19 protein-coding genes are annotated in these 20,009 nt (G+C 68.4%); 6 read left to right on the top strand and 13 right to left on the bottom strand.

Going from position 1 to position 20,009, the window contains the following annotated elements; all coding sequences use genetic code 11:
• Positions 1-38: 38 nt before the first annotated feature.
• From HUX53_RS18585 to HUX53_RS18565, 5 genes are all read right to left on the bottom strand, one after another.
• The gene (locus HUX53_RS18585) at positions 39-5,246 is read right to left on the bottom strand and encodes a DEAD/DEAH box helicase (protein ID WP_176404474.1); all 5,208 of its coding nucleotides are present in this window, start codon (positions 5,244-5,246) and stop codon (positions 39-41) included.
• 111 nt (positions 5,247-5,357) lie between these two features.
• The gene (locus HUX53_RS18580; protein ID WP_217919597.1) at positions 5,358-6,116 is read right to left on the bottom strand and encodes an EcsC family protein; all 759 of its coding nucleotides are present in this window, start codon (positions 6,114-6,116) and stop codon (positions 5,358-5,360) included.
• A 419-nt stretch (positions 6,117-6,535) separates the two neighbouring features.
• Positions 6,536-7,249, bottom strand: a complete 714-nt coding sequence (locus tag HUX53_RS18575; RefSeq protein ID WP_176404473.1) for a helix-turn-helix domain-containing protein — start codon at positions 7,247-7,249, stop codon at positions 6,536-6,538.
• 43 nt (positions 7,250-7,292) lie between these two features.
• Complete coding sequence (locus HUX53_RS18570) at positions 7,293-8,924, bottom strand: DUF6880 family protein (RefSeq protein WP_176404472.1); 1,632 nt, start codon at positions 8,922-8,924, stop codon at positions 7,293-7,295.
• Positions 8,925-9,094: 170 nt separating this feature from the next.
• Entirely contained in the window at positions 9,095-10,276 is a 1,182-nt protein-coding gene (locus HUX53_RS18565) for a hypothetical protein (protein WP_176404471.1), read from the bottom strand.
• Positions 10,277-10,478: 202 nt separating this feature from the next.
• Here HUX53_RS18565 and HUX53_RS18560 point away from each other — a divergent pair, with 202 nt between their 5' ends.
• Positions 10,479-11,726, top strand: a complete 1,248-nt coding sequence (locus tag HUX53_RS18560) for a hypothetical protein (RefSeq protein ID WP_176404470.1) — start codon at positions 10,479-10,481, stop codon at positions 11,724-11,726.
• Positions 11,727-11,918: 192 nt separating this feature from the next.
• Positions 11,919-12,083 (top strand): CGNR zinc finger domain-containing protein, encoded by a 165-nt coding sequence (locus tag HUX53_RS18555; protein WP_217919596.1) that lies wholly within the window; start codon positions 11,919-11,921, stop codon positions 12,081-12,083.
• A gap of 20 nt (positions 12,084-12,103) precedes the next feature.
• Here HUX53_RS18555 and HUX53_RS40075 read toward each other — a convergent pair whose 3' ends face one another.
• Complete coding sequence (locus HUX53_RS40075) at positions 12,104-12,295, bottom strand: hypothetical protein (RefSeq protein WP_255205392.1); 192 nt, start codon at positions 12,293-12,295, stop codon at positions 12,104-12,106.
• A gap of 365 nt (positions 12,296-12,660) precedes the next feature.
• Between HUX53_RS40075 and HUX53_RS18545 the strand changes: the two genes are divergently transcribed.
• A complete protein-coding gene (locus HUX53_RS18545) occupies positions 12,661-12,930 on the top strand; it encodes a hypothetical protein (RefSeq protein ID WP_176404469.1) in 270 nt (89 codons plus the stop codon).
• Between the two features lie 268 nt (positions 12,931-13,198).
• Entirely contained in the window at positions 13,199-13,567 is a 369-nt protein-coding gene (locus tag HUX53_RS18540; RefSeq protein WP_176404468.1) for a nuclear transport factor 2 family protein, read from the top strand.
• 91 nt (positions 13,568-13,658) lie between these two features.
• Here the strand turns inward: HUX53_RS18540 and HUX53_RS18535 are convergent, their stop codons facing one another.
• The 7 genes from HUX53_RS18535 to HUX53_RS18505 all read right to left on the bottom strand — a co-directional run bounded on the left by HUX53_RS18535 (position 13,659) and on the right by HUX53_RS18505 (position 17,867).
• Positions 13,659-15,338, bottom strand: coding sequence for a complex I subunit 5 family protein (locus HUX53_RS18535; RefSeq protein WP_176404467.1), 1,680 nt, complete (start codon positions 15,336-15,338; stop codon positions 13,659-13,661).
• A 128-nt stretch (positions 15,339-15,466) separates the two neighbouring features.
• Positions 15,467-15,811 (bottom strand): NADH-quinone oxidoreductase subunit K, encoded by a 345-nt coding sequence (locus tag HUX53_RS18530; protein ID WP_176404466.1) that lies wholly within the window; start codon positions 15,809-15,811, stop codon positions 15,467-15,469.
• Positions 15,808-16,536, bottom strand: coding sequence for an MnhB domain-containing protein (locus HUX53_RS18525; RefSeq protein ID WP_176404465.1), 729 nt, complete (start codon positions 16,534-16,536; stop codon positions 15,808-15,810). Before HUX53_RS18525 ends, HUX53_RS18530 begins: the two co-directional genes overlap by 4 nt.
• Positions 16,533-16,790, bottom strand: a complete 258-nt coding sequence (locus tag HUX53_RS18520) for a DUF4040 domain-containing protein (RefSeq protein ID WP_217919595.1) — start codon at positions 16,788-16,790, stop codon at positions 16,533-16,535. Before HUX53_RS18520 ends, HUX53_RS18525 begins: the two co-directional genes overlap by 4 nt.
• Entirely contained in the window at positions 16,787-17,128 is a 342-nt protein-coding gene (locus HUX53_RS18515; protein WP_176404464.1) for a monovalent cation/H(+) antiporter subunit G, read from the bottom strand. The genes HUX53_RS18520 and HUX53_RS18515 overlap by 4 nt, the downstream gene beginning before the upstream one ends.
• A complete protein-coding gene (locus tag HUX53_RS18510; protein WP_176404463.1) occupies positions 17,125-17,382 on the bottom strand; it encodes a monovalent cation/H+ antiporter complex subunit F in 258 nt (85 codons plus the stop codon). Before HUX53_RS18510 ends, HUX53_RS18515 begins: the two co-directional genes overlap by 4 nt.
• Positions 17,379-17,867: a hypothetical protein gene (locus tag HUX53_RS18505; protein WP_176404462.1), complete on the bottom strand. Its 489-nt coding sequence runs from the start codon at positions 17,865-17,867 to the stop codon at positions 17,379-17,381. Before HUX53_RS18505 ends, HUX53_RS18510 begins: the two co-directional genes overlap by 4 nt.
• A gap of 284 nt (positions 17,868-18,151) precedes the next feature.
• Here HUX53_RS18505 and HUX53_RS42575 point away from each other — a divergent pair, with 284 nt between their 5' ends.
• Entirely contained in the window at positions 18,152-19,048 is an 897-nt protein-coding gene (locus HUX53_RS42575) for an N-acetylmuramoyl-L-alanine amidase (protein WP_309237312.1), read from the top strand.
• A gap of 116 nt (positions 19,049-19,164) precedes the next feature.
• The gene (locus tag HUX53_RS18495; RefSeq protein WP_176404460.1) at positions 19,165-19,848 is read left to right on the top strand and encodes a triacylglycerol lipase; all 684 of its coding nucleotides are present in this window, start codon (positions 19,165-19,167) and stop codon (positions 19,846-19,848) included.
• Positions 19,849-20,009 lie beyond the last annotated feature (161 nt).

The following is a 20,009-nucleotide window of genomic DNA, read 5'->3' as shown; positions in this document are numbered from 1 at the left end:
GTTCTGGGGGTCCTTTCGGGGGGAAGGTGCCGGACCGTTTACTTGTCGCCGGGGCCGAAGATGCTCCGGTGGGCTGAGACCGTGGCGTGCCAGTCGCCGTTGTAACGGAATCTGATCACCCACCAGCCAGTGTTGATCAGTCGCTCCTCGGCCTCCTCGTCACGGGTGCTGACGTGCTCGCTGTTGTGGGCCGGGCCGTCAACGAACACGGCGACCTTGGCCTGTCCGGGCAGCCGGTACACGTAGTCGGGCTGTGCGAGCGCCTCGGTGACGAGAACCTGCTGCTCGGTGGGAAGCCGGTAGCCGCGCTCCCGCAACCACGTGATCAGCTCGCCCTCCAGGCTGCTTCCGGCCTTCTCGATCAGCACGGCGGGCTGCTCGTCCCGCTCGACCTTGCTCTGCGCGAGGCGGAGCAGCAGGTCGCGGACGGCATGCCGGTCGATCATGTGGTGGAGCAGCTGATTTCCGAAGGACAAAAGGCAGTCATAACAGCCTTTTTCACAGCGGTTCTCCGGCCGCGGACCGCCGAGGTCGTCGCCGGTGTCCGCGTCGAAGTGGGCGATGTGCAGTGCTTCCCGCGCCACGCGTGCCAGCGCGTCCCGGTCGGACTGGAGGCGGCGCAGGACGCCCGCGCCGCCCTCGGCGGACTCGATGAACAGCATCCGCAGCCGGTCCGGACCGTTGTCGGGCGGCAGCGGCTCGCTGTCCAGCTCGGAGTCCTCCAGTTGGAAGACGGCTTCGATGCCGCGTTCCAGGGCGTATTGGAGCGAGATCGCGGTCTCGGTGGGAACCGGTTCGGCGAGGGTCAGGACGAGGATGTTGCGGCGATCTTCCACGTACGGGATGACGCGCAGCTTGCGGACCTTGTCCTCGGTCTCGCCGTCGGCGAGGCCGGTCTCCTCGTCGGTGAGCTCGGTTCCTGGCGCGGCGGCCTTGGCGTCGCGGGACGGAAGCCAGCGGCCGTTGACGGTGTCGAGCCAGAAGCCGGTCTCGCGGTCCTTGCCGCGCCGGTAGCCGAGGTTAGCGACGCGGACGGTGGCGCTGTCGCCGTAGTCGAGGTTCGCTATCGTCCCGTCCCCGTCGGTCGCTCGCGCCTCCAGGCGTCCGCGGCGCTTGCCGTGGTCATGGAAGCGGTAGGACGTCTCCAGCTCGAAGCCGGCCCGGCGGCGCTCCTCCTCGTCGGAGGAGATCCGCTCGCGGCGTTCGGTGAAGACGGTGTGGAGTTGCATCCAGCCGCCGGTGGCGATGGGGAGCGGCGTCTCGCAGATCTCGCAGATGTCGAGACCAGGATGCGGCTCGTGGTGGTATCCGCAGTTTCGGCAGCGGCGCGCCTCGCCGGTCGCGACGTCGCCGCCCTCCTCTGTGGGCACCTGGACGCGCTTGACCTGGTAGCGGCTTCCTTCGTGGTAGATCAGGGCGCCGGGGCCGAACTCGCGGATGGCGATGAAGCGGGAACGCTGTAGGTAGTCGCCGTCGCGGTCGGCGAGCTTGCCGCCTCGTCCGGGGATGTAGGCGGCCAGCGGCAGGCGCGGGAACGAGTAGCCCGGCAGGAAGCCTTCCGACGCGAGGTAGCGGTAGGGGTTGAAGTCCGAGAGGGTGCCGCCGTCCTGCTCGTTGCGCAGCAGTTTCAGCTGGGTCTCGGCCTCGGCGCGGCGGCGTTTGGCGCGCTGCCGGGCGTCGGCGGTGAGGGTGTAGTCGTCGGCGCGGTCGTGCTGGAGTTCGCGTTCGGCCTTGGCCCGCTTGTAGAGGGTCCGCCACCGCTCACAGGCGGCGTTGAACTCGCCCGGCGCCGATCGCACGACGCGTTCGAGCCATTCGTCGTCCCACCATGAGGTGTCCTTTTCCAGCTCCACGACGAGGCCGGCGAGCATCCGCTCGGCGCGTTGCCGGGCACGTTCCTGGGCCGGCTCTGCGTTGATCTGCTCGCGCACATGGCGGAGGAGAGGGAGTTCCGGATCGCCGATGTCGATCAGTTCCGGCATGGCGCGTCCGAGCGGCAGTTCGGTCTCGGCCAGCCAGATCGCCTGGACGTGCGAGCGGACGAGGTCCTCGTTGCCGAGGTCGAGGCGCGGCGCGGCCACCGAGCCCGAGACCATCTGGTCCGAGCGCCGGAAGTAGTAGCGGTCGTGGCTGTTGCCGCTGGCGCAGTAGGTGGTGACCAGGGCGGCCTGGCCGGACCGGCCGGCACGTCCGCTGCGCTGCGCGTAGTTGGCCGGGGTCGGCGGGACGTTCCGCATTGTCACCGCGTTGAGCCCGGCGATGTCCACACCGAGCTCCATCGTGGGGGAGCAGTACAGCAGCGGCAGCTTCGCCTTGCGGAATGCCCGCTCCCGGTCCTGGCGGACGTTGCTGGGAACCTGCGCGGTGTGCTCGCGGGCGAACAGGCCCGCGAAGCCCCGGGACTGCTTCTGGTAGAGGTCGCGGAAGAACGGGTTGACGCGCGGGCGGGTGTCGATGCCGTTGAACTGCCAGCGCAGCGGATCGGCGACGCCGTACTCGCCGTCGCCGGCCCGCCAGATGATGACGGCCGCGTTGATGCGGTAGCCCGGCACTCCGCCGTTCTTCGCCGGGACCGCCTCGGTGATCAGCCCGTGGTTGGCCAGGACGTGCAGCAGGTCGGTGATGATCTGCTGGGCGTCCTCGGTGTCGATCTTGTCCGTCCAGGCGGGGAAGCGTCCGGGGCGGCGCAGGTGGCGGCCGAACCTGCTGCGGCCGGACAGGTTGAGGTCGCTGCGGCTGCCGCCCGCCTTGCCCGAGCGGGCGAAGGCGGCGCCGACCGGCACCATCCGCTCCCGCTCGGCGAGGGCCCACGGGTCCTTCAACTGGCGGGAGAGCTTGCTCATCTCCTCGAAGCCGAGATCGGTGAGGCATTCGACGTCGATGGCGAGGACGCGGCGCATCTCGTCGAGCAGGATGCGGATCAGCTCGGCGCGCGTCTGCGGGTCGGCGGTGCGGAGCGGGCCGCACGTGCCGGTCCACGTCTTCTCCAGGGCCGATAACTCGTCCAGGTCGGCGTAGTCGATCCTGATAAGGCCGGTTTGCTCCAGATTGGGCATGGTCACGCGCCAGCCGCGCTCGAGATCGACGAACAGGCGGTAGGCGACGACCTCGCGCAGCGCCCGCTGGGTGCGCTTGCGCTGCGTCGACAGCTCCTCGGGGTTGAGGGCGTAGTCGGCATGGTCGAGGTGAAGCTGAGCGGTCACCGCCTGCGCGACGTTCTCGTGGTGGAGGCCCTCGTCCTCCTCCGCAAGCGCGGCCTGATAGAGGGCGCCGCGGAGCTGGGCGACCTGCGCGAAGTCGTTGAAATGACCGGCCTGGAGGCTGGCGTCCTGCCGGTTGTCGACGAACGTCAGCAGCTTGCGGGCGTTCTCGGGAAGCTCCTCCTCCGGCATCGCCTGGAGGCTGCGGACGATGCTGCCGCTCAGCACCGACACCGCCGAGCTTCGTCCCTCCTGGTCGAGCCGGGCGAGCTTGCCGAAGTCGTTGCCGCGTGCCTGCTCGTAGGAGACTCCGCAGCTGAGGCAGAAGCCGAACGGCGTGGGCACGAACGCGGCGCGGACTCCGTCGGTGGCGCCGGAGTCGCGGTCGAGGACGGTGCCGTCCGGGAGGACGCGCAGCACCTGCGGGACGTACTTGCGGCGGGACTGGATCACCTCGGGGTTGCCGCCCGAGTCGAGTGTGAGCCAGTTGTCGGGCAGGCGCTGCTCGTCCAGCGCCTGGGCAGTCGTCTCGGGCCAGGGCGAGCGCTCGGAGACATAGAGGTAACCGGCCTCGTCGTCATCACCGCGGCGATGCCGGATGACGGTGCGGCCCGCCTGCTCCTCGCGTGCGACCGACAGGTACTCCTGGCCGCACTGGCGGCAGAAGGCCAGGGGAAGCAGGAGCTTGTCGGGCTCGCCCGGAACGCGCAGCTGGTAGTCGCGGGTGACGCGGCGAACGCTCTCAGGTTCGAGCGACACGAAGACCGTGTCGCCCTTCGACAGGAACTGGTGCAGCCGGAAGGCGAACAGGAACCGGCCCTTGATGCCCAGGTGCGGTGTCTCCGAGCCGGCCTTGAGCGTCGTCTTGATGGCCTCGGCGCAGCGTTCCCCGGACATCCCGGTCAGCTCCGCCAGCTCTGTGGCCGCCTTCTGTACGGTCGTGGGCCTGCGGCGGATCAGCCGTCCCGTGCCCTTCTCGGTCTCCACGCCGAACGTGGTCTCGATCCAGCGCGCGAGCGGGTTGGCGACCAGTTCGTCGTAGGTCGCGCCGCGAGGCGGCTGAGCGATCTGGACCGCCAGTTCCACCGGGTCGAAGCCGCCGTCCTCGGTCGAGCGCGTGAGCGTCTCGCCGATGACCCGGTGCCGCTCGATCGGGGTGTCGAAGACCTTGCTCGCGACCTCGGCCACGGTGCGCGCCTGGTTCTCGGTGCCGCTGTCGGTCGCCATCGTCGCGGACGTGCCGACGCACTGCAGGTCCCGTGCGTCGCAGGCGTCCCGGACGCGGCGCACGAGCATCGCGACGTCGGCGCCCTGCCGGCCCCGGTAGGTGTGCAGTTCGTCCAGTACCAGGAAGCGCAGCCCGTGGGCGGCCTGGATGAGATGCCGGCGCTCACGCGGGCGGGTGAGCATCAACTCGAGCATGACGTAGTTGGTGAGAAGGATGTCCGGCGGGTCATCGAGGATGGCGCGCCGCTGCGCCTCCTTCTCTTGACCGGTGTAGCGGGCGAACGTCACCGGCTCGCGGCCCTCGCCATAGCCGTTGCGGAGGAACTTGCCCAGTTCCTCGAGCTGCGAGTTGGCGAGGGCGTTCATCGGGTAGACGATGATCGCCTTGACGCCTGCCGGTGCTCCCTGCTCACGGAGCCGCAGCACCCGGTCGACGATCGGGATGATGTAGGCCAGCGACTTGCCGGACCCCGTACCGGTGATCAGGACGTAGCTGTCACCGGTCCTCGCGGCCTCGATCGCATCACGCTGGTGCTGGCGCAACGTCATCGCTTCGCCGTCGAGCGAGTCCTCCGCCTTGCGAAGCCGGAAGATGCGCTCGGTCTCCGGATGCAGGATCCCGGATCGGACCAGTTCGGGAACCGACCCGCCGTCCGCGAAGGACGGGTTCAGGGACAGCCACGGGTCGGGCCATTGCTCCCCCGCGTCCAGCCCCCGCCGCACATGATCAGCGATGTCGTCGTCCCGGACGTTGACCGCCCCTGACGTGAACTGCCGGTAGTCCCGGATGAGCTGATCGTGCACTCCGAAGACGTCCATGTCCCCCTCTTACGCAGCTCGCGCCCAACCGCGCCCTGATTCCATATCCAGAGGGCCACTTCAACCCCTTCGGAATAACGTTTAAATTTCGACCCGAGAGGGTCAGGCCACTCATTGAATGATGGCCTCCTCGGCGTCGTCAAGGCCGAGTGGAGGGAAGGCCTTCTTCGCGACGCGGGCAACGACTCGCGTGAAGGCCGCGTCCACGGTCCCGCCGACGACACCGCCGACCCCGGGGACCAATTTGGTCAGGGTGATCATTGAACGCTTCGTCCCGTACTTCGCCACGAGCATGAAGCCGACCTTCTTATTGATCGCCCGCAGTACGTCAATGGGGATCTTCTTGATCGCGGTCTCGGCCAGCTTCTGACTGACTTTCACTCCGAACCCCGAAAGCACGGCATTCGGTGACCCGCCCGCGACCGTGATCAGGATGGCGTTCCGCACGATCTCGTCTCGAAGATCCCAGCCGCGCAGGTGAGCGATCGCGCCGACCATCCTGGCGTTGAGAACGGCCTGGCCGGTGATGTTCGCCGGAAGCGTCACCGGAAGCGCGATCAAGCCGCCAAGGCCTGTCACGAAGCCGGCCGTGCCCACCATCGCGGTCGTCTCGTTGATGATCCGGCGAGCCGCCTTCTCCGGGTCACCGAACGACTCGGCGCGCGCCTCGGCGTAGGCGCGCGAGCCGGTGAGGGGGCCGACACCGTCGTCGACCACCTTCATCAGTTGATCGACCAGGGCCGCTCCGACCTTCTCGAGCTTGTTCAGCTTCTCGTCGGGCTTGTCGGGCTCGTCCGCCGGTCGCGCCTCCTCAGCAATCGGCTCCGTCCCATCGCCGGCCTCCGAACGCTCTGCCGCCGCCACGCCCACCTGCCCTCACGTCACTGTCCACACCTGTGCCGCCACCCGTCCGAGCAGGTCGTTTCGGCGCGTCGGACCAGCGCTGCGCACATGCCGACATGCAACGGACGCGCATACCCAAGCCCGACGTACGTAGATATATACCGCTAAGTTGACTGTGAACGCTATTAACCTGACCAGAATCGGCCTACCGGTCGATGCATCATCCGGCAGCCATGCACACCCGCACGACTGCTAGACGGCCGAGCTCCCCGGTCCGTTGACACCGGCCACGTCAGACAGCTCCCTTGCCCACTCTCGGAACACTGGGCCGCAGACCGGACCCGGAAAGCTGCCACAAGGCCCTCAAAGGGCACGTGCGCCAGGCGGCGAGCCTCAGAATCGTCGGTCGCTTTCCTTGGGGTGACGGGCGGCGAGTCCGGGGCGCCTTACAGCAGGCCGACTGCCTCGGTTGGGTCGGTGACGGCCAGGTAGTCGTAGTTGCCGGGGCCGACCGTGCGTTCGAGCGTTTTGATGATCTTCTGGCCGTTGTCGCGTGGGCCCTGGATGTAGAAGGGTTTGCCGTCCTTGCCGAAGGTGATGGCGCTGGGCGGGGACCATGGACCCAGCAGTTCGGCCGCGGCCTCGAAGTCGGGGTGGGGCTCGAAACCTAGGCCGCGTGCGTAATCGACCGCCCCGTACACCAGATGCCGGGCCAGTTCCGGGGGCGCGGGCAGGTGGCGGCCCGAGAAGGAGAAGAAGAACTTGTCGGTGTATTCGGGGAGGCGGCTCGCGGTCATCTCCGTGGGCGGCCAGGCGTTCTTGACGCCCAGGCAGTAGACGTCGACCAGGAATCCCGCCGCTTTGACCCGGTTGTGTCCGGCGGTCCGCGCGACTAGCACCCCGGCCAGGCCGGATGCCTCGGATTCGGGTGTGGCGAGGGCGGGCCAGTCGGGCTCACCCGCGACCGTCAGTCCGCTGCTCCACTCCGGTGTGACATAGCAGGCGACGATCTCATCGGATTGCGCCCGTGCCGCCGCCACCGCCCGGATCAGTGGGGTCACCTTGGCCGGGGAGAGACCGAGTGCACGGGCGATCTGCTTGGGGGAACGTCCGGACGCGCGGAGTTCCCCGACCTGGGCCAATAGTTCGTCGTTGTTCATGGTCGCCTTCAGGAGGAATCGGGTGTGGTCGTCTGGTCGGGGTTCAGCCGGGTGCCTGGAGCCCCGCCCTGTCCAGTAGCTGTTGGAGCAGTTTCTTTCCCGGGTGGGCGGCGCGGAGCTGGGCGACGAACTCGGAATACTCGGTCTCCTGGCCGCATCGCCCGGCGAGGTTCTGTGCGGTTAGTAGGCATCTGATGGCGTCCTGATAGCCGGGGCGGCTTCCGCGCCGGACGTGGGTTTCGGCCAGGTCCCGGTAGATGGGGATCGCGTCCTCGGGGTGGGTCCGCGCGTGGGTCTCGACGACGCGCATCCGCAGGTCATGGTCGACCCGGTGATTCTGCACGATGTCCCACGCCGCGGGAACGTCGTCCTGGCGCAGCAGGATCCGTACCAGCAGATCCGCATGCTCGACGGTCCGGGTTCGCAGCAGTTCCATGGCACGCGCTCCCCACGTGGCGTCCTGGCCGGCTGCGTCGGTCAGGTCGACGTAGGTCTGCACGGTGGGGGCGGTGGTGAACCTGGTCCACAGCACCTCCAGCGCGTCCGCGTCACGGCCGGCGCGTCGGTGGCAGTCCAGAGCCAGCGACAGCAGCCGGGGATCCGCCGGGTCGTCGCTCAGTCCCCTGGTGATCCACACGAGTGCGTCATCATCGCGGCCATCCTCGATCAGGACGTCGGCGATGTGGACGAAGTCCCATGATCTGGACGCCGTGCGGGCCAGGAACTCCACCACGGCGTCGGTTCCGCCCTGGGCACGGGCCAGCCCTTCCCGTAGTTTCCGCAGCCTGTAGGGCTCCCGGCCGCTCCCGTTCGGGGCCGGGCGTTCTCGCTCCAGGAGTTCCCCGTAGCGGTTCAGGCCCTCGGGCCCGAGGACGTCGGCGTACTCGGCCAAGTTGTCGAAGGTTCCCCAGCCGCTGCGCAGGGCACCGGCCAGCAGCCGTCCGGCGAGTGCGACGGGATCGGGGGCACCCGCGCGGCATGCGTCCAGGTGCAGGTCGGCTGCGCGCGCGAGGGCGTCGGGCAGGTCACTGCCGAAGCATCCGTCCCCCAGGACGTCCTCTAGCAGGCGGATGGCATCCTCGGTGAGGTCGACGACGGCGTCGGGCGCCTCCTCGAGCAGACCCTCGATGTCGTCGAGGACCTCCTCCAGATCCTCGGTATCGGGATACCACTCGTCGAATTCGTAGTAACCGTCATCGCGCTCGGCCGTCATCTCGGCGACGACGCTCGCGATGTCGTCGCGCAGTTCCTGGACGACGAGGGCGTCCGGACCGCCGGCCGCCTCCAGCAGTCGGCTGGTGAGCGCGGGGTCGCCGGCTGCCAGTTCGGCGAGCTTGGCCGCCAGCCACCCGGAGTCCTTGGTGCGCAGTACGGCCAGCAGGTCCGGTTCGCGCCGTTCGGCACCCGACCGCAGCCAGGTCAGCGCCACCGCCACGGCGTGCTCGCACAATCGCGGGACCGGAGCGGCGCAGTGGGTGTGGGCGCAGTCCGCATCCAACCCCGCCGTGGTGACCAGCAGGTTCACTGCGGCGTCCTCGACGTGCGCGCCGACGCGTGTCCCCTCCACCGTCACCGCATCCACCACGCCGCGATCGGCGAGCGAGCGACCGAACTCGAACGCCTCCTCGCCGGCCTGGGAGCGCACGTTCTGCTCGGTGATCTCCACGCTGGCCATGCAGCTCATTGTCCCGTAGCCGTGGCGGCACAGCGCCCCGTTCGGTCATGCCCGCCGGGACGTCAGACGATCAAGGTGCCCTGGCGCGTGCTCGCAGTACTTGTGGACGTCCTGCCGCGAAATCCGTCGACGGGGAGCCGGTCAAGATCGGCGGGAGGTTCTGCGGCGGCTCACGGAACGGGTCGACCTGCGGGTAGGGCGGCGCGGTCGAAGCGGGCGATGAGGCTGGGTTTGCGGTGGTGCTTTCGGTGCAGGAGCGCGAACCGTTCGGTGAACTCCTGGGGGATGCCGGCGCGCTCGGCGATGACCTGTAGGTCTTTGAGGAGTTCGACGGCCTTGTCGTAGTCCGACGGTTTACGGGTGTCGATCAGTTCGTCAATGCGCGTCCAGGTGATTTCCGGGTCGCGCGCGATGGCGTCGAGCCTCTTCTCGCGGGCCGCCGCGCGCTGTTGCTCGCGGCGGGCCTCCTGCGCCGCACGTGCCACCTCGGCTCGGCGTTCACGCTCGTTGCGGATTGCGGCGGCGGTGTCCAGCAGTTCGGCCACCGTGCGTCGGGGACGGTCGTCGGTTGCGGTGTCGGGGGCGCCGCGGAAACGGCGGAGCAGCTCCATTTGCACCTGGGGCCCCTGACCTTGCGCGACGCGGAGGAGGAGAGCCTTCCCTTCCCTCGCCGGCAGTTCTTCGATCCACTTGGCGAGCCGGGTGGAGTCGTCCTTGGTCTCGGTCAGGGGTGGGCTCGTCTGGGCGGCGACGTTGAGCAGATCGGGGTCGAGTCGGAGGAAGTCGGCGAGTGCGCGCTGGGAAGCGGTGAGGGAACGCAGCCCTGCGGGTACCGGAGGTTCGAGTTCGTCGTCCTCGTCCTGGTCGAAGGCGTCCTCGTCGCGTTCCCACGTCCCGTAGGCAGCGAGCCAGGCGAGGTAAAGAGGGCGCAGGTCTCCGGTGGCGAGTTCGGTGCGGGCTCCAATGATTGCCGAGAGGGAGTCGTCGGCGCCTTCGTCCCAGTCGCCGCCCTCGTCCTGGCTGGTCAGATCGAGGATGAGGTGCTTACCGGAGACCTCGGCGGTGACGTGGGGGTCGACGCAGTATCGCTCGGCGACCTTGAGGGGGAGCAGCGTGCGAGGAAGGCGGAGCATCACTTGGTGGGTGCCCCAGCTGGTGACGTATAGATGGGCGTCGTAGTAGCGCCGCATCATCGCGTGCGGGTCGCCCCCGAAATCGCCCCAGTGGTATTCGTTGGTGAAGCTGGTGGCGGTGATCCGTGCTCGGGTGGACAGTGCCCGGACTTCGGCCTGCTGCCGCTCGTCCAAAGGCCGGTCCACGGCGAGGAACTCGTAATACTGGTAGCTGCTCATATTCGCTTGTCGTCAGGGGTCCCGGTGCCGGTAGGCGTCGACGGTGGTCGACTCCACGAGCGCGTCCAGTTCGGCATCGCTCAGGATCGCCACTCCGATCAGCGTAGTGAGGCCACGCGGACGTTGTGGGAGTTCACCTTGGATGGCCGGTTGCGCGGGATGTCGGTCGGCGGCGGTTTCAACATTCGGGTTGAATGGCTCTGTGACGGATGCACAGGTCATCGAGGTGCGGCGGCTGATCGACGGGTTGCGGTGGGATCGCCGCCGTGATCCGTATCGGGGACGCAGGGAGTACGCGGCGCGGGCCGGTGAGGTGGCGGCGGAGATCGACCACCTGATCAAGCGGGAGGCGGCGGCGCAGGCGGTTCCGCTGGCGCGCCGGGCGGTGGAGCGGGTCACCTCGACGTTGATGTACTTGGACGACTCGCCGGGGATCGTGGGCGATCAATTGCGCGAGCTGATGTTCCTGTACGCCGAGGCGTGCAAGGCGGCGCCGCCGGATGCCGGGCGGCTCGCCGCGTGGCTGGTGAAGACGCGGCTGGACGGACCGGGCTGGCCCGACATCCGGCTGGCGGAGTTCAAGGATGCGCTGGGGGAACGGGGCCTGCGCGAGGCCGCCCGGCTCGTGGAGGAGCGCCGCGCCACCGATGATCCGGATTCCTGGACGGCCACCGTGGGCGTGCGGGACATGCGTGAGCAACTCGCGGCGGTCTCAGGGGATGTGGACGCGCATGTGGCAGTGCTGGCCGAGGATCTACGCGGCACCTACCGCTACACCAAGATCGTGCAGGTGTTGCGGGCGGCCGGGCGGGACGCCGAAGCGGAACGGTGGGCCCGCGAGGGACTGGCACGTGACGGTGCGGGCCATCAGGCCGACGTCCTGCGGGACCGGCTGGTGGATCTGCTGCTGGACCACGGTCGCGGTGACGAGGCCATCGCGTTGCGGCGGGCCGCGCTGGAGCACCGGACGATGCACATCGACTACATGGCGCTGCGCAAGACCGCCGAACGGGCCGGCCGGTGGCCCGACCTGCGCGACTCGGCGCTGAGCGTGGTCCGTGGCCGGGCTCAGGTCGATTCCCGCTACGTCACCCAACTGTCCGACGTCCTGATCGGTGAGAACCTCCTGGACGAGGCATGGCAGCTCGCCGTCACGCATCCGAACGAGTTGCACGAGTCGCAGTGGTACCGGCTGATCGAGCTGTGGGAGGTCGGGCATCCGGCCGACGTGATCGCGCCCTACCGGGACCTGATCGAGCTCCGGTTGGCAGCGACCGGTGACAAGTACCGCTACAACAAGGCGGTCAAGACGATCGCCCGGCTTCGTGAGGCGTACCGCCGGTCGGGTGACGAGGACGGTTTCGCCGGCTACTTGGCCGGCCTCCGGAAGGGCCACAAGCGCAAGACGTCGTTCATCGCCAGACTGGACAGGGCAAAACTTGATCCCTGACAACCTTCCTTGAGCACAGACGGCCGGTGATCCCGCCCGAGGTCGGCCGCCATCTTCGGCATTCTGTCGACCCGATGCGCTGAAGCCCTGGGCTTCAGGCGGCTTGGGCCCGGTGGTCTGGAGGAGCATTCGCGGACTGATGATCCGGCGTGGCTGCCGTCCTGGCTCGCCGCCGCCGACTACCTGCGGCTCATGACCGAGGCTCCCGGACGTGTCAAACCCTGCGCGCACCCTGACTGCGTGCTGCACTTCTACGACACGACCAAGAGCGGTACCCGTCGCTGGTGCTCGATGGCCGGCTGCGGCAACCGCGCCAAAGCCGCCCGCCATTACGAGCGCACGAAGACCCGCCGTTGATCCGTGAACAGGCGGCGATTTCACACAGCGGCGATGCTTTGTAGCCACGCCTCGACGGTGTGGTAGTCGGCTTGGGTGATGCCGGTCTGCGGGTTGATGCGGTGGAGCAGGGCTTGACCGGGGTGGTGTGCGGATACCCAGGCGCGGTCGTTGTGGCCGATCTCGTCATCGAGCCAGGTGAAGGGGCGTCCTTCCGCCCAGGCGTGGTGCAATGCACTCGTTCGCGTCGTCCATCCAAGTGGTGGCCCAGACCAGCTCGCAGCCGAGCGCCATCAGCCGCCTTCCGTGCTCAGGATCGATCCTGGACAAGAGCGGATTCTGTTCAGCATCGGGCGCTGAGAGTGCCTGGTAGGTCGGATACCTCCCGGACTCGGCCCCGAAAGGGATCAGGGGGCCGTCTACGTCGAGGAAGAGCAGCGGGCGCTGCCTGGATCCGGTCACGGCCGCACGGTATCGACGAAGGTTACGGCGTCCCGCGCGCGGACCCGTCCCGGGAAGATGTCGATCACCGGAAGCCTCGTGACGCGAGTTCAGCGTTCGGGCGTCGGACGATTACTCTGCGCCATAGGCTGGGTGCATGACCGACCGGCCGGATCCCGATCAGCTCTTCGACGTCGACATGTACAGGGCCGTCTGGCCTATGGGCTCCGAGAAGATCGAACTGATATCCGGGCATCCTCTGTTCTACGGCATGTTCGACCGGGTCGATGTCGAGGCGGCCGAGCGCGCGTTCCCTGGGCGTCCGGCCACGATCGAGCGCTGGTACGGCGAACGCGGCAACCTCCTCTTGCATGCCTCCACCTGCACACCTGAGACCTGCCCCGAGTGGCCCAGCGAGGAATTCTGACCCGAGCGCTGCCGCCCGATCGACAGGCTTCGTCTCCGTCCATCGACGTGCAACTCCCCGCATCTGACCGCCGGCGCGAGCCCCGCTTCCCGGTGGTATCGGACGGCGCGCTCTCCCCGTAGGGCCAGCGCAGACCACGGGCGGCAGGCCATCGGCTCGTTCGTGGCGTACGGCCGGAGGATTGGTAGAGAGTCGTCGGAGGGATGTCGAGGACGCGGTGGGCTGTTCCGACCTGTCTTGGAGAGGGCGTCGATTCGGAGGTACGGACATGTCGCGGAACGTCGAGACCGTCAACACCTACCTGGACGGGTTCCGGAAGAACGACCACGCGCAGATCTTGGACTGCTTGACCGATGGCATCGAGTGGACCGTCTTCGGGGGCTTCCACCTGGTCGGGAAAGAGGCATATGACCAGGCGATCGATGGGCCGCCCGAGCTTCTCAACCCGCCGCGGCTGGAGGTCATGCGGATGGTCGAGCAGGGGGAGGTCGTCATGGCGGAGATGACCGGGACGGTGAAGCGGGCCGCAGGGGGTGAGATGCGGATGTCCATGGCGGAGGTGTTCGTCATGCGGGACGGGAAGATCGCGGAGCGTCGTGCGTGGGTCGTCGAGTTGAAGGAGAACGACTACCGCTGATCGGGGGTCGTCGCGCGGGACGGTTCGGGCAGCGGTGGACGCCGATTACCCGTCCCGTGCGTCCCGTCCCTCGACTGGCGAATAGCCCTGCTCAGAGGGTGACGGTCCACGCTAGGGCCAGGGCTGCGGTCGCCAGGATCAGCCAGGTCGTGTAGTCGCCGATGCTGCCGCTGTGGACGGTTTTCACGCCGATTACGGGTGGACGGATGACAGTGCGTAGTGGGTCCCTGAGGCGCGCGGGTAGGCGTTGCCAGTAGAGGCCCACGGCGGCGAAGAGGAAGGCTCCTGCGAAGGAAAGTGCACCGTAGAGCCAGTCGCGTAGGGGGATGGTGTGTTCGGGTAGAGGTCGGAGCGGTGGGGTTACTCCTTGGATTACCTGGCGGGCATGGGTTGCGTGGTCGTGTAGGGCTGCCGCGGCTTTTATCGCGTGGCCGGGGAGGTCGGGGGCGAAGGCCAGGAAGTAGGCGATGACCGCCAGAAAGAGCGGAGCCGTCAGGGGCCATAGGCGATGGTGGCTGGAGTGAGTGCGGCGGGGTTTCTGTTCCTGGCTGGTCAGGGTCGGGTCGTGGGCGGGGCCCCAGCCCAAGAAGATGCGGGCTATGGCGCGGATTACTGCGGCGGCGCTCAGGGCTATGCAGAGGGCCAGGATCGGGGGCGCCCAGGCGTAGCCGGTGGTGGTCAGGCCGTCGTAGATGAGGGTTAGGGAGAGGAAGGGGCCGAAGCCTGGTGGGGCTGCCAGGCCGGCGGCGCATATTGTCAGGAGGATGGCCAGGTAGGGGTGGTGGGTTCGGCCTCTGCCGTGTAGGACGGTTTCGTCGGCTGACCCCAAGCGGACGATCAGCATCCCCAGGCACAGCATTAGGGCACCACGCAGAAGGCCGGCGGCGATGATGTACATGATCGAGCCGGCTAGCCCGGTGTCGGTCAGGGTTGCTATGCCTGCCAGTACTACACCGCCGTTGCTTACCGTCATGAATGCCAGTTGGCGTTTCAGGTCGGCTTCCAGGAAGCACATGATGGCGCCGAGGATTGCGCTTAGCAGCGCCAAGGCCAGGAGAGCGTGGCGGACGGCGTCGGAGGTGCCCAGAGTCGGGGCGAAGACGGTGGCGTGGACGCGGGAGTAGACGTCGAAGGCCAGGTCGCTCATTACCGCGGTGAAGATGGCGGCTGCGGGCGCGGTCGCCACGCCGTAGGCGTCGGTCAGCCAGAAGTGGAACGGGGCCGTCCCGGCTTTGACCAGGAAACCCACGGTGATGAGGGTCAGAGACAGGACCAGCAGGCCGGACGGGTGGTCTCGAGCCAGGGTTGTGCCTATGCCCACCAGGTTGAGGTTCCCCGTACGCCCGTAGAGGACGGCTATGCCCATGAGTAGGGTCAGCGTCCCGATTGTGTTGAGAACCGCGAAGTCCAGTGCGCCTTGCAGGACTTCTGGGCGTGACACGTTGTAGCCGCTCAGCGCGTAGGCGGCGACGCTCATCAGCTCCAGGAAGACGAAGATGGTAAAGAGGTCACCGGAGAGGACGAAGCCCACCATGCCGGCAAGGAACGCCAGCATGAGTGAGTAGAAGAGGTGGCGGATGTTCTCGAAGTGGCCCCAGGAGAACACCAGGGCGGCCAGAACGGCTATCGCAGCCAAAGTCGCTTCGGCGGCGGCGAGAGGCTCTACAACGAAACCGATTCCCCACGGGAAGCCGTCCTGCACCGGGTGCCAATCGCCGAACCAGTAGACGATGGTTCCGTGGCCCGAGTCGATGGTCAGTGCCAGCGTCATGGCGGTCACGGCGGCGGCGCACGCTATGGCGAGTGCGTCCGGGACCAGGCGCGGTAGGTGGGTGCCTACGGCGGCCAGTAGGGCGGCGCAGATCAGGGGTAGCGCAATGACCAGGGGGACTAGCTGGTTCATCCGCGCGTGGGCCGCATCTGTTCCGGGTCGACCGTCCCTGCGTGGCGGTGGGCTTGCAGTGCCAGCGACAGAACCAGCGCCAGGACGACGACGCTCACCACGATGTCGGTCAGGGTGAGGGCTTGCACCACCGGGTCGGTCAGAGGCGTCCCGGCAGGCTCGCCCTTAGTAACCGGCGGGGACGCGTCGCGGCGGTAGCCGACGGCCAGCAGCAGCAGGTACGTGGACGACTGCATGATGTTCAGGCACACGCCGAGGTGGACGTAGCTGCGGCTGGTCGCCACCCCGTACAGACCGGCGACGAACAGGACGCCGGCCACCACGTACGGGTAATAGGTCACCGCTCCGCCTTCGGCTGTACGTACTCCTCGATGAACTCGTGGTAGATCAGGACGAATGCGGCGGTGACCTCGATGCCGGCGGCCCAGTTCAGGGCGGCGATCGTGCCGCTGGAGGCGAGCGTCCCGGCTGATCCGAGCGGCATGGTGTTCGTCAGGAAGGCGGCGCCGGCGGTCAGGCCCAGGAAACCCACCGCGACGTAGGCGGCGGCGCCGAGGCCCTCGGTCGCGTCCAGCAGAGTGGACGGTGTCAGGCGACGGAAGTGCCGGTAGCTGCCGGCCGCCCACAGCATCAGCGCGCCGGCGGACGCGATCACGCCGCCCTGGAACCCGCCGCCTGGGGTGATGTAGCCGAAGGTGATCACCCACAGGCCGAACAGCAGGAGTACCGGTGCGAGCGTCCCGCCGACCGTGCGGACGGCGTCGCTGGTCACGACGTCGCGTGGACGCTGCTCCGCGGCGTCCCGGCCGGAGCGCAGCAACAGGACGAGACCCATGACGGCCGTGAAGAGGATGAACTCCTCGACCATCGTGTCCAGGCCGCGGTAGTCGAACATCACGGCGGTCACATAGTTCGTGATGTGGCGCTGGGCCCCAACGTGCTGGTTGATGAGGTTGCCGTACTCACCGATGCGCGTGCCGAATTCGGGCAGGCCGGTGTATCCCCAGACGAGGACGCCGAAGATGGCCGCCAGTGGGGGCAGCACCAGCGCCCGCCGCCACTTCATCCCTTTCCCCCGCCGTGGGTGACGAAGATGACGGGCAGCAGCACCATCGGGACGCCGATGGACGACACCGCGACCTCGGCGATCGCCACGTCCGGGGCCATCAGCGTCGCGAACGCGATGACCAGCGACAGGCCGAACAGGCTGAAGACGACAACCTGGCGCAGGGGGTCGCGCACCAGCACCGTCGCGACGGCCAGGACGCCGGCGAGGGTGAGTGCCATCGCCTGCAGGACGGTCGTCAGCGTCGCCGTCACGACTCGGCCACCTCCTCCGACTCCGAGCCCAGGTCGGGGCCGATGTCGCCGTGCAGCATGCGCCGTGCCGCCCGTCCGACCGCGTGGGTCACCACCGGGCCGAGCAGCAGGACCACCGCGCACGCCGTCACCGTCTCGACCGTGCCGGATATGCCGCCGGCGCCGCCGGTCACCACCACGGACGTGCCGATGAGCACCGGTCCGATGGTGGAGGACGCGGCGGTGTAGTGCAGCCGGTCGAAAACGTCCCGCATCCACCACACGCCGACGCAGGACACGAGCTGCGCGGCGACCCCAGTCCAGAGGAGCACCTGGGCGGCCAGTTCCGCAGCGCTCATGGCAGCCGGTCCAGGAACCGGGCGAAGATCAGGCCGCTGACGACCACGCAGACCGCGGTGATCAGCGCGAGCGACGCGAAGGACGACTGCTGCAGTCCGACGCACAGGCAGACCAGCACCAGTGTCGTCTGCGTCCCCGCCGCCTGGAGCGCGGCCACGCCGTCGATCGCCTTCGCGCGGACGCCGACGAGCAGCAGCGGAAGCCAGCCGGAGAGGAGAACGACCGCCGCGACCAGGAACAGCGGCCGGGTCACGAGGGACGCTCCGACGGTCGGTGCGGGCGCAGGTCGTGCATCAGCCGACGACCGGTATCGGGCGAGATGTCGAGGACGTAGCAGTTCGGCGACCAGCCCGCCACCAGCTGCACCCAGGCCCGCCGGCCGGCCGGCAGCGGTCCCTGGCCGGACGCGCCGGCGTCCTCAAGGAACACTCCGACGCGGCGCCGCCCCGTGACGATCGATTTCACCAGGACGTGGACGACGATCCCGAAGTCCACGAGAACGGCGACCGCGGCCGGGCCGAGTTCGCGGCACCACCTCCACCGTCCCCGGGCGTCCAGCAGGCCGGCCGAGACGACCAGGTCGGCGGCCGCCGCGGCGATCAGCGCCATGCCCGCGCCCCAGACGCCGGTCAACCAGGACCATTCGCCCACGAACAGCATCCAGAGGGCGAACAGCGGCGGCCACCAGCGCAGCACCCGCTGCACGCGGGACGAGACCGTCACACCGTCGCTCGCCATGCGGCGCCTCCCGAACCACGCGGCCGCACGGCCCGGCGCGGGCGGGCACAGAGCCGTCCAGGCGTCCTCCCCATGCCGGTCAGCTATGCCCATCCATGCCCTGCGTAACCTTCGCGTCGCGCTCCGTATCCATGTCTCCCCCACAGTCTCGGTTGGCGGCGACCAGGCCGGGTAGAGGCGACTCTTGATGTGGCATGAACCGCTATTCAGCGGTTCGTGGCGAACACCGGCGGCGTAACCCCTACGCTTTCCGGTCACGTTGCAATCCGTTGGGAGGACCGGCCGTGGACATCATCAGCCGGGAGGAGTGGGGCGCCCGCGCCCCGCGCTCCCGCTCGACGGTCACCTGGGGAAACCGCACCGAGTTCATCGTCCATTACTCCGAAGGCCCCACCACGCAATCGGTGCGGTCCATTCAGGACTTCCACATGGACGGGCGCGGCTGGTCCGATATCGGCTACAACTTCCTGGTCGACGTCCAGGGCCGGATCTACGAGGGACGCGGATGGCTGACGGTCGGCGCGCACGCGCCCGGCCACAACTCGTCCGGCATCGGCGTCTGCATGATCGGACGGGACGGCGACGCCACCTCGGCGGCCACGCGGTCCATCCGGGCGCTGTACGACGAGGCGGGCAGGCGGACCGGCCGGAATCTGGCGAAGCTCGGGCACCGGGACGTGTACGCCACGTCCTGCCCGGGCGATCAGCTGTACGCGTGGGTGCGGGCCGGGATGCCCGCCGAGATCGAGGAGGACGACATGCCGGATTACGTGTCCGTCGGGATGACGGAGGGCCAGGAGCTCCCGCCCAACACCTGGGTGACGGTCAACTGGGGCAAGGAGTACTCCGACTCGGCCCACCACCACTGGAACCAGGGCGGGCCCTCCCTCATCATCGGCTCCGCCCGCTACGCGCTCACCGCGAACGTCCGCATCGAGGGGCTGCCGCCGGGCACCGAGCTGCAGGCGCGCGCGATCGAGAACGCCGAGTCCGGCGGCCACGTCGAGAACGGTCCGATCGCCGAGTACGTCGCCAGCGACGGTGCGACGTTCCTCCACTACAACGTCGCGGCGGACACGGTGCGCAACGGCTACCGGGTGCGCTTCCAGGTCATCCAGTACGGCGCCGGGACGGGACGGATCACGGACGGCAGCGCGAAGGGTCTCGTCTGGTCCACCTGACCCGGCCGCCGCGCCGAGCGCCGCGCCGGCCCCGAGGCCGGTGATTTCGCCGATGCGGACGAGGATCCGAGGGTTCACAGTTCAGGGCGTTGGTTCCCCCCACCCCTGGAGGTCCCATGAAAAGGATCCTCGGAGCGCTCGTGGCGCTGTGCGCGGCGCTGGCGACGTTCGGGCTCGGACTGGCGCCGGCGAACGCCGCCGGGCCGCGACCGGTCGTCTTCGTGCACGGCTACACCGGCAGCGCGTCCAACTGGGTCACGGCCATGTCGGTGTTCCGCTCCGCCGGTTACAGCAGTGACCAGCTGTTCGCGTACGAGTACAACTCCTACGGCGACAACACGCAGAACGCCGCCGGTCTCGCCTCGTACGTCAACCAGGTGAAGTCGCGGACGGGCGCGTCCCAGGTCGACATCGTCAACCACTCCATGGGCGGGCTGGTCAGCCAGTACTACCTGAAGGTGCTGAACGGCAACGGCAACGGCAACGGCAACGTGGCGCACCTGGCGTCCATCGCGGGCGCCAACCACGGGACGACGTTCGCCAGCGCGTGCACCATCTTCGCGACGTGCCGCCAGATGCTTCCCGGCTCGTCCTTCATCCGGCAGATCACGGCGGGCGATGAGACGCCCGGCAGCACGCAGTACGCGACCTGGTACTCACCCTGCGACGGGATCATCATCCCCTACACCAGCACCCGCCTGGACGGCGCGAACAACCACTACGTGCCCTGCCAGACCCACATCGGCTACCTCACCGACGTCGTGCCCCTCGGCGCCATCGCCCAGTTCACCAAGAGCTGACCGACCCCCGGGCGGGACGCCACCGCGCCCCGCCCGGAAGCTCTGTGAACGCCAAGGCGTGCGGCTCAACCCACCGGACGACAGACCGGAGGTTCCGGAACAGGGTCGCATGGTTACGCTGAGTGCAGATGGGCGGTCTTCGGGGGGAGGCGGGCTTGTGC

It is taken from the genome of Actinomadura sp. BRA 177 (assembly GCF_013372625.1).
GTDB lineage: Bacteria > Actinomycetota > Actinomycetes > Streptosporangiales > Streptosporangiaceae > Spirillospora.
Note: the sequence above shows the minus strand (reverse complement) of the source record. Positions and strands in the feature narration are given on the sequence as shown.

Excerpts from the sequence above, each read along its gene's own strand:
- HUX53_RS18535 (WP_176404467.1), bottom strand. The coding sequence starts at position 15,338 with ATGACGCTGGCACTGACCATCGACTCGGGCCACGGAACCATCGTCTAC.
- HUX53_RS18525 (WP_176404465.1), bottom strand. The coding sequence starts at position 16,536 with ATGAAGTGGCGGCGGGCGCTGGTGCTGCCCCCACTGGCGGCCATCTTC.
- HUX53_RS18570 (WP_176404472.1), bottom strand. The coding sequence starts at position 8,924 with ATGGCCAGCGTGGAGATCACCGAGCAGAACGTGCGCTCCCAGGCCGGC.
- HUX53_RS18575 (WP_176404473.1), bottom strand. The coding sequence starts at position 7,249 with ATGAACAACGACGAACTATTGGCCCAGGTCGGGGAACTCCGCGCGTCC.
- HUX53_RS18495 (WP_176404460.1), top strand. The coding sequence starts at position 19,165 with ATGAAAAGGATCCTCGGAGCGCTCGTGGCGCTGTGCGCGGCGCTGGCG.
- HUX53_RS18545 (WP_176404469.1), top strand. The coding sequence starts at position 12,661 with ATGACCGACCGGCCGGATCCCGATCAGCTCTTCGACGTCGACATGTAC.
- HUX53_RS18555 (WP_217919596.1), top strand. The coding sequence starts at position 11,919 with ATGACCGAGGCTCCCGGACGTGTCAAACCCTGCGCGCACCCTGACTGC.
- HUX53_RS18540 (WP_176404468.1), top strand. The coding sequence starts at position 13,199 with ATGTCGCGGAACGTCGAGACCGTCAACACCTACCTGGACGGGTTCCGG.
- HUX53_RS18505 (WP_176404462.1), bottom strand. The coding sequence starts at position 17,867 with ATGGCGAGCGACGGTGTGACGGTCTCGTCCCGCGTGCAGCGGGTGCTG.
- HUX53_RS18585 (WP_176404474.1), bottom strand. The coding sequence starts at position 5,246 with ATGGACGTCTTCGGAGTGCACGATCAGCTCATCCGGGACTACCGGCAG.
- HUX53_RS18565 (WP_176404471.1), bottom strand. The coding sequence starts at position 10,276 with ATGAGCAGCTACCAGTATTACGAGTTCCTCGCCGTGGACCGGCCTTTG.
- HUX53_RS18515 (WP_176404464.1), bottom strand. The coding sequence starts at position 17,128 with ATGAGCGCTGCGGAACTGGCCGCCCAGGTGCTCCTCTGGACTGGGGTC.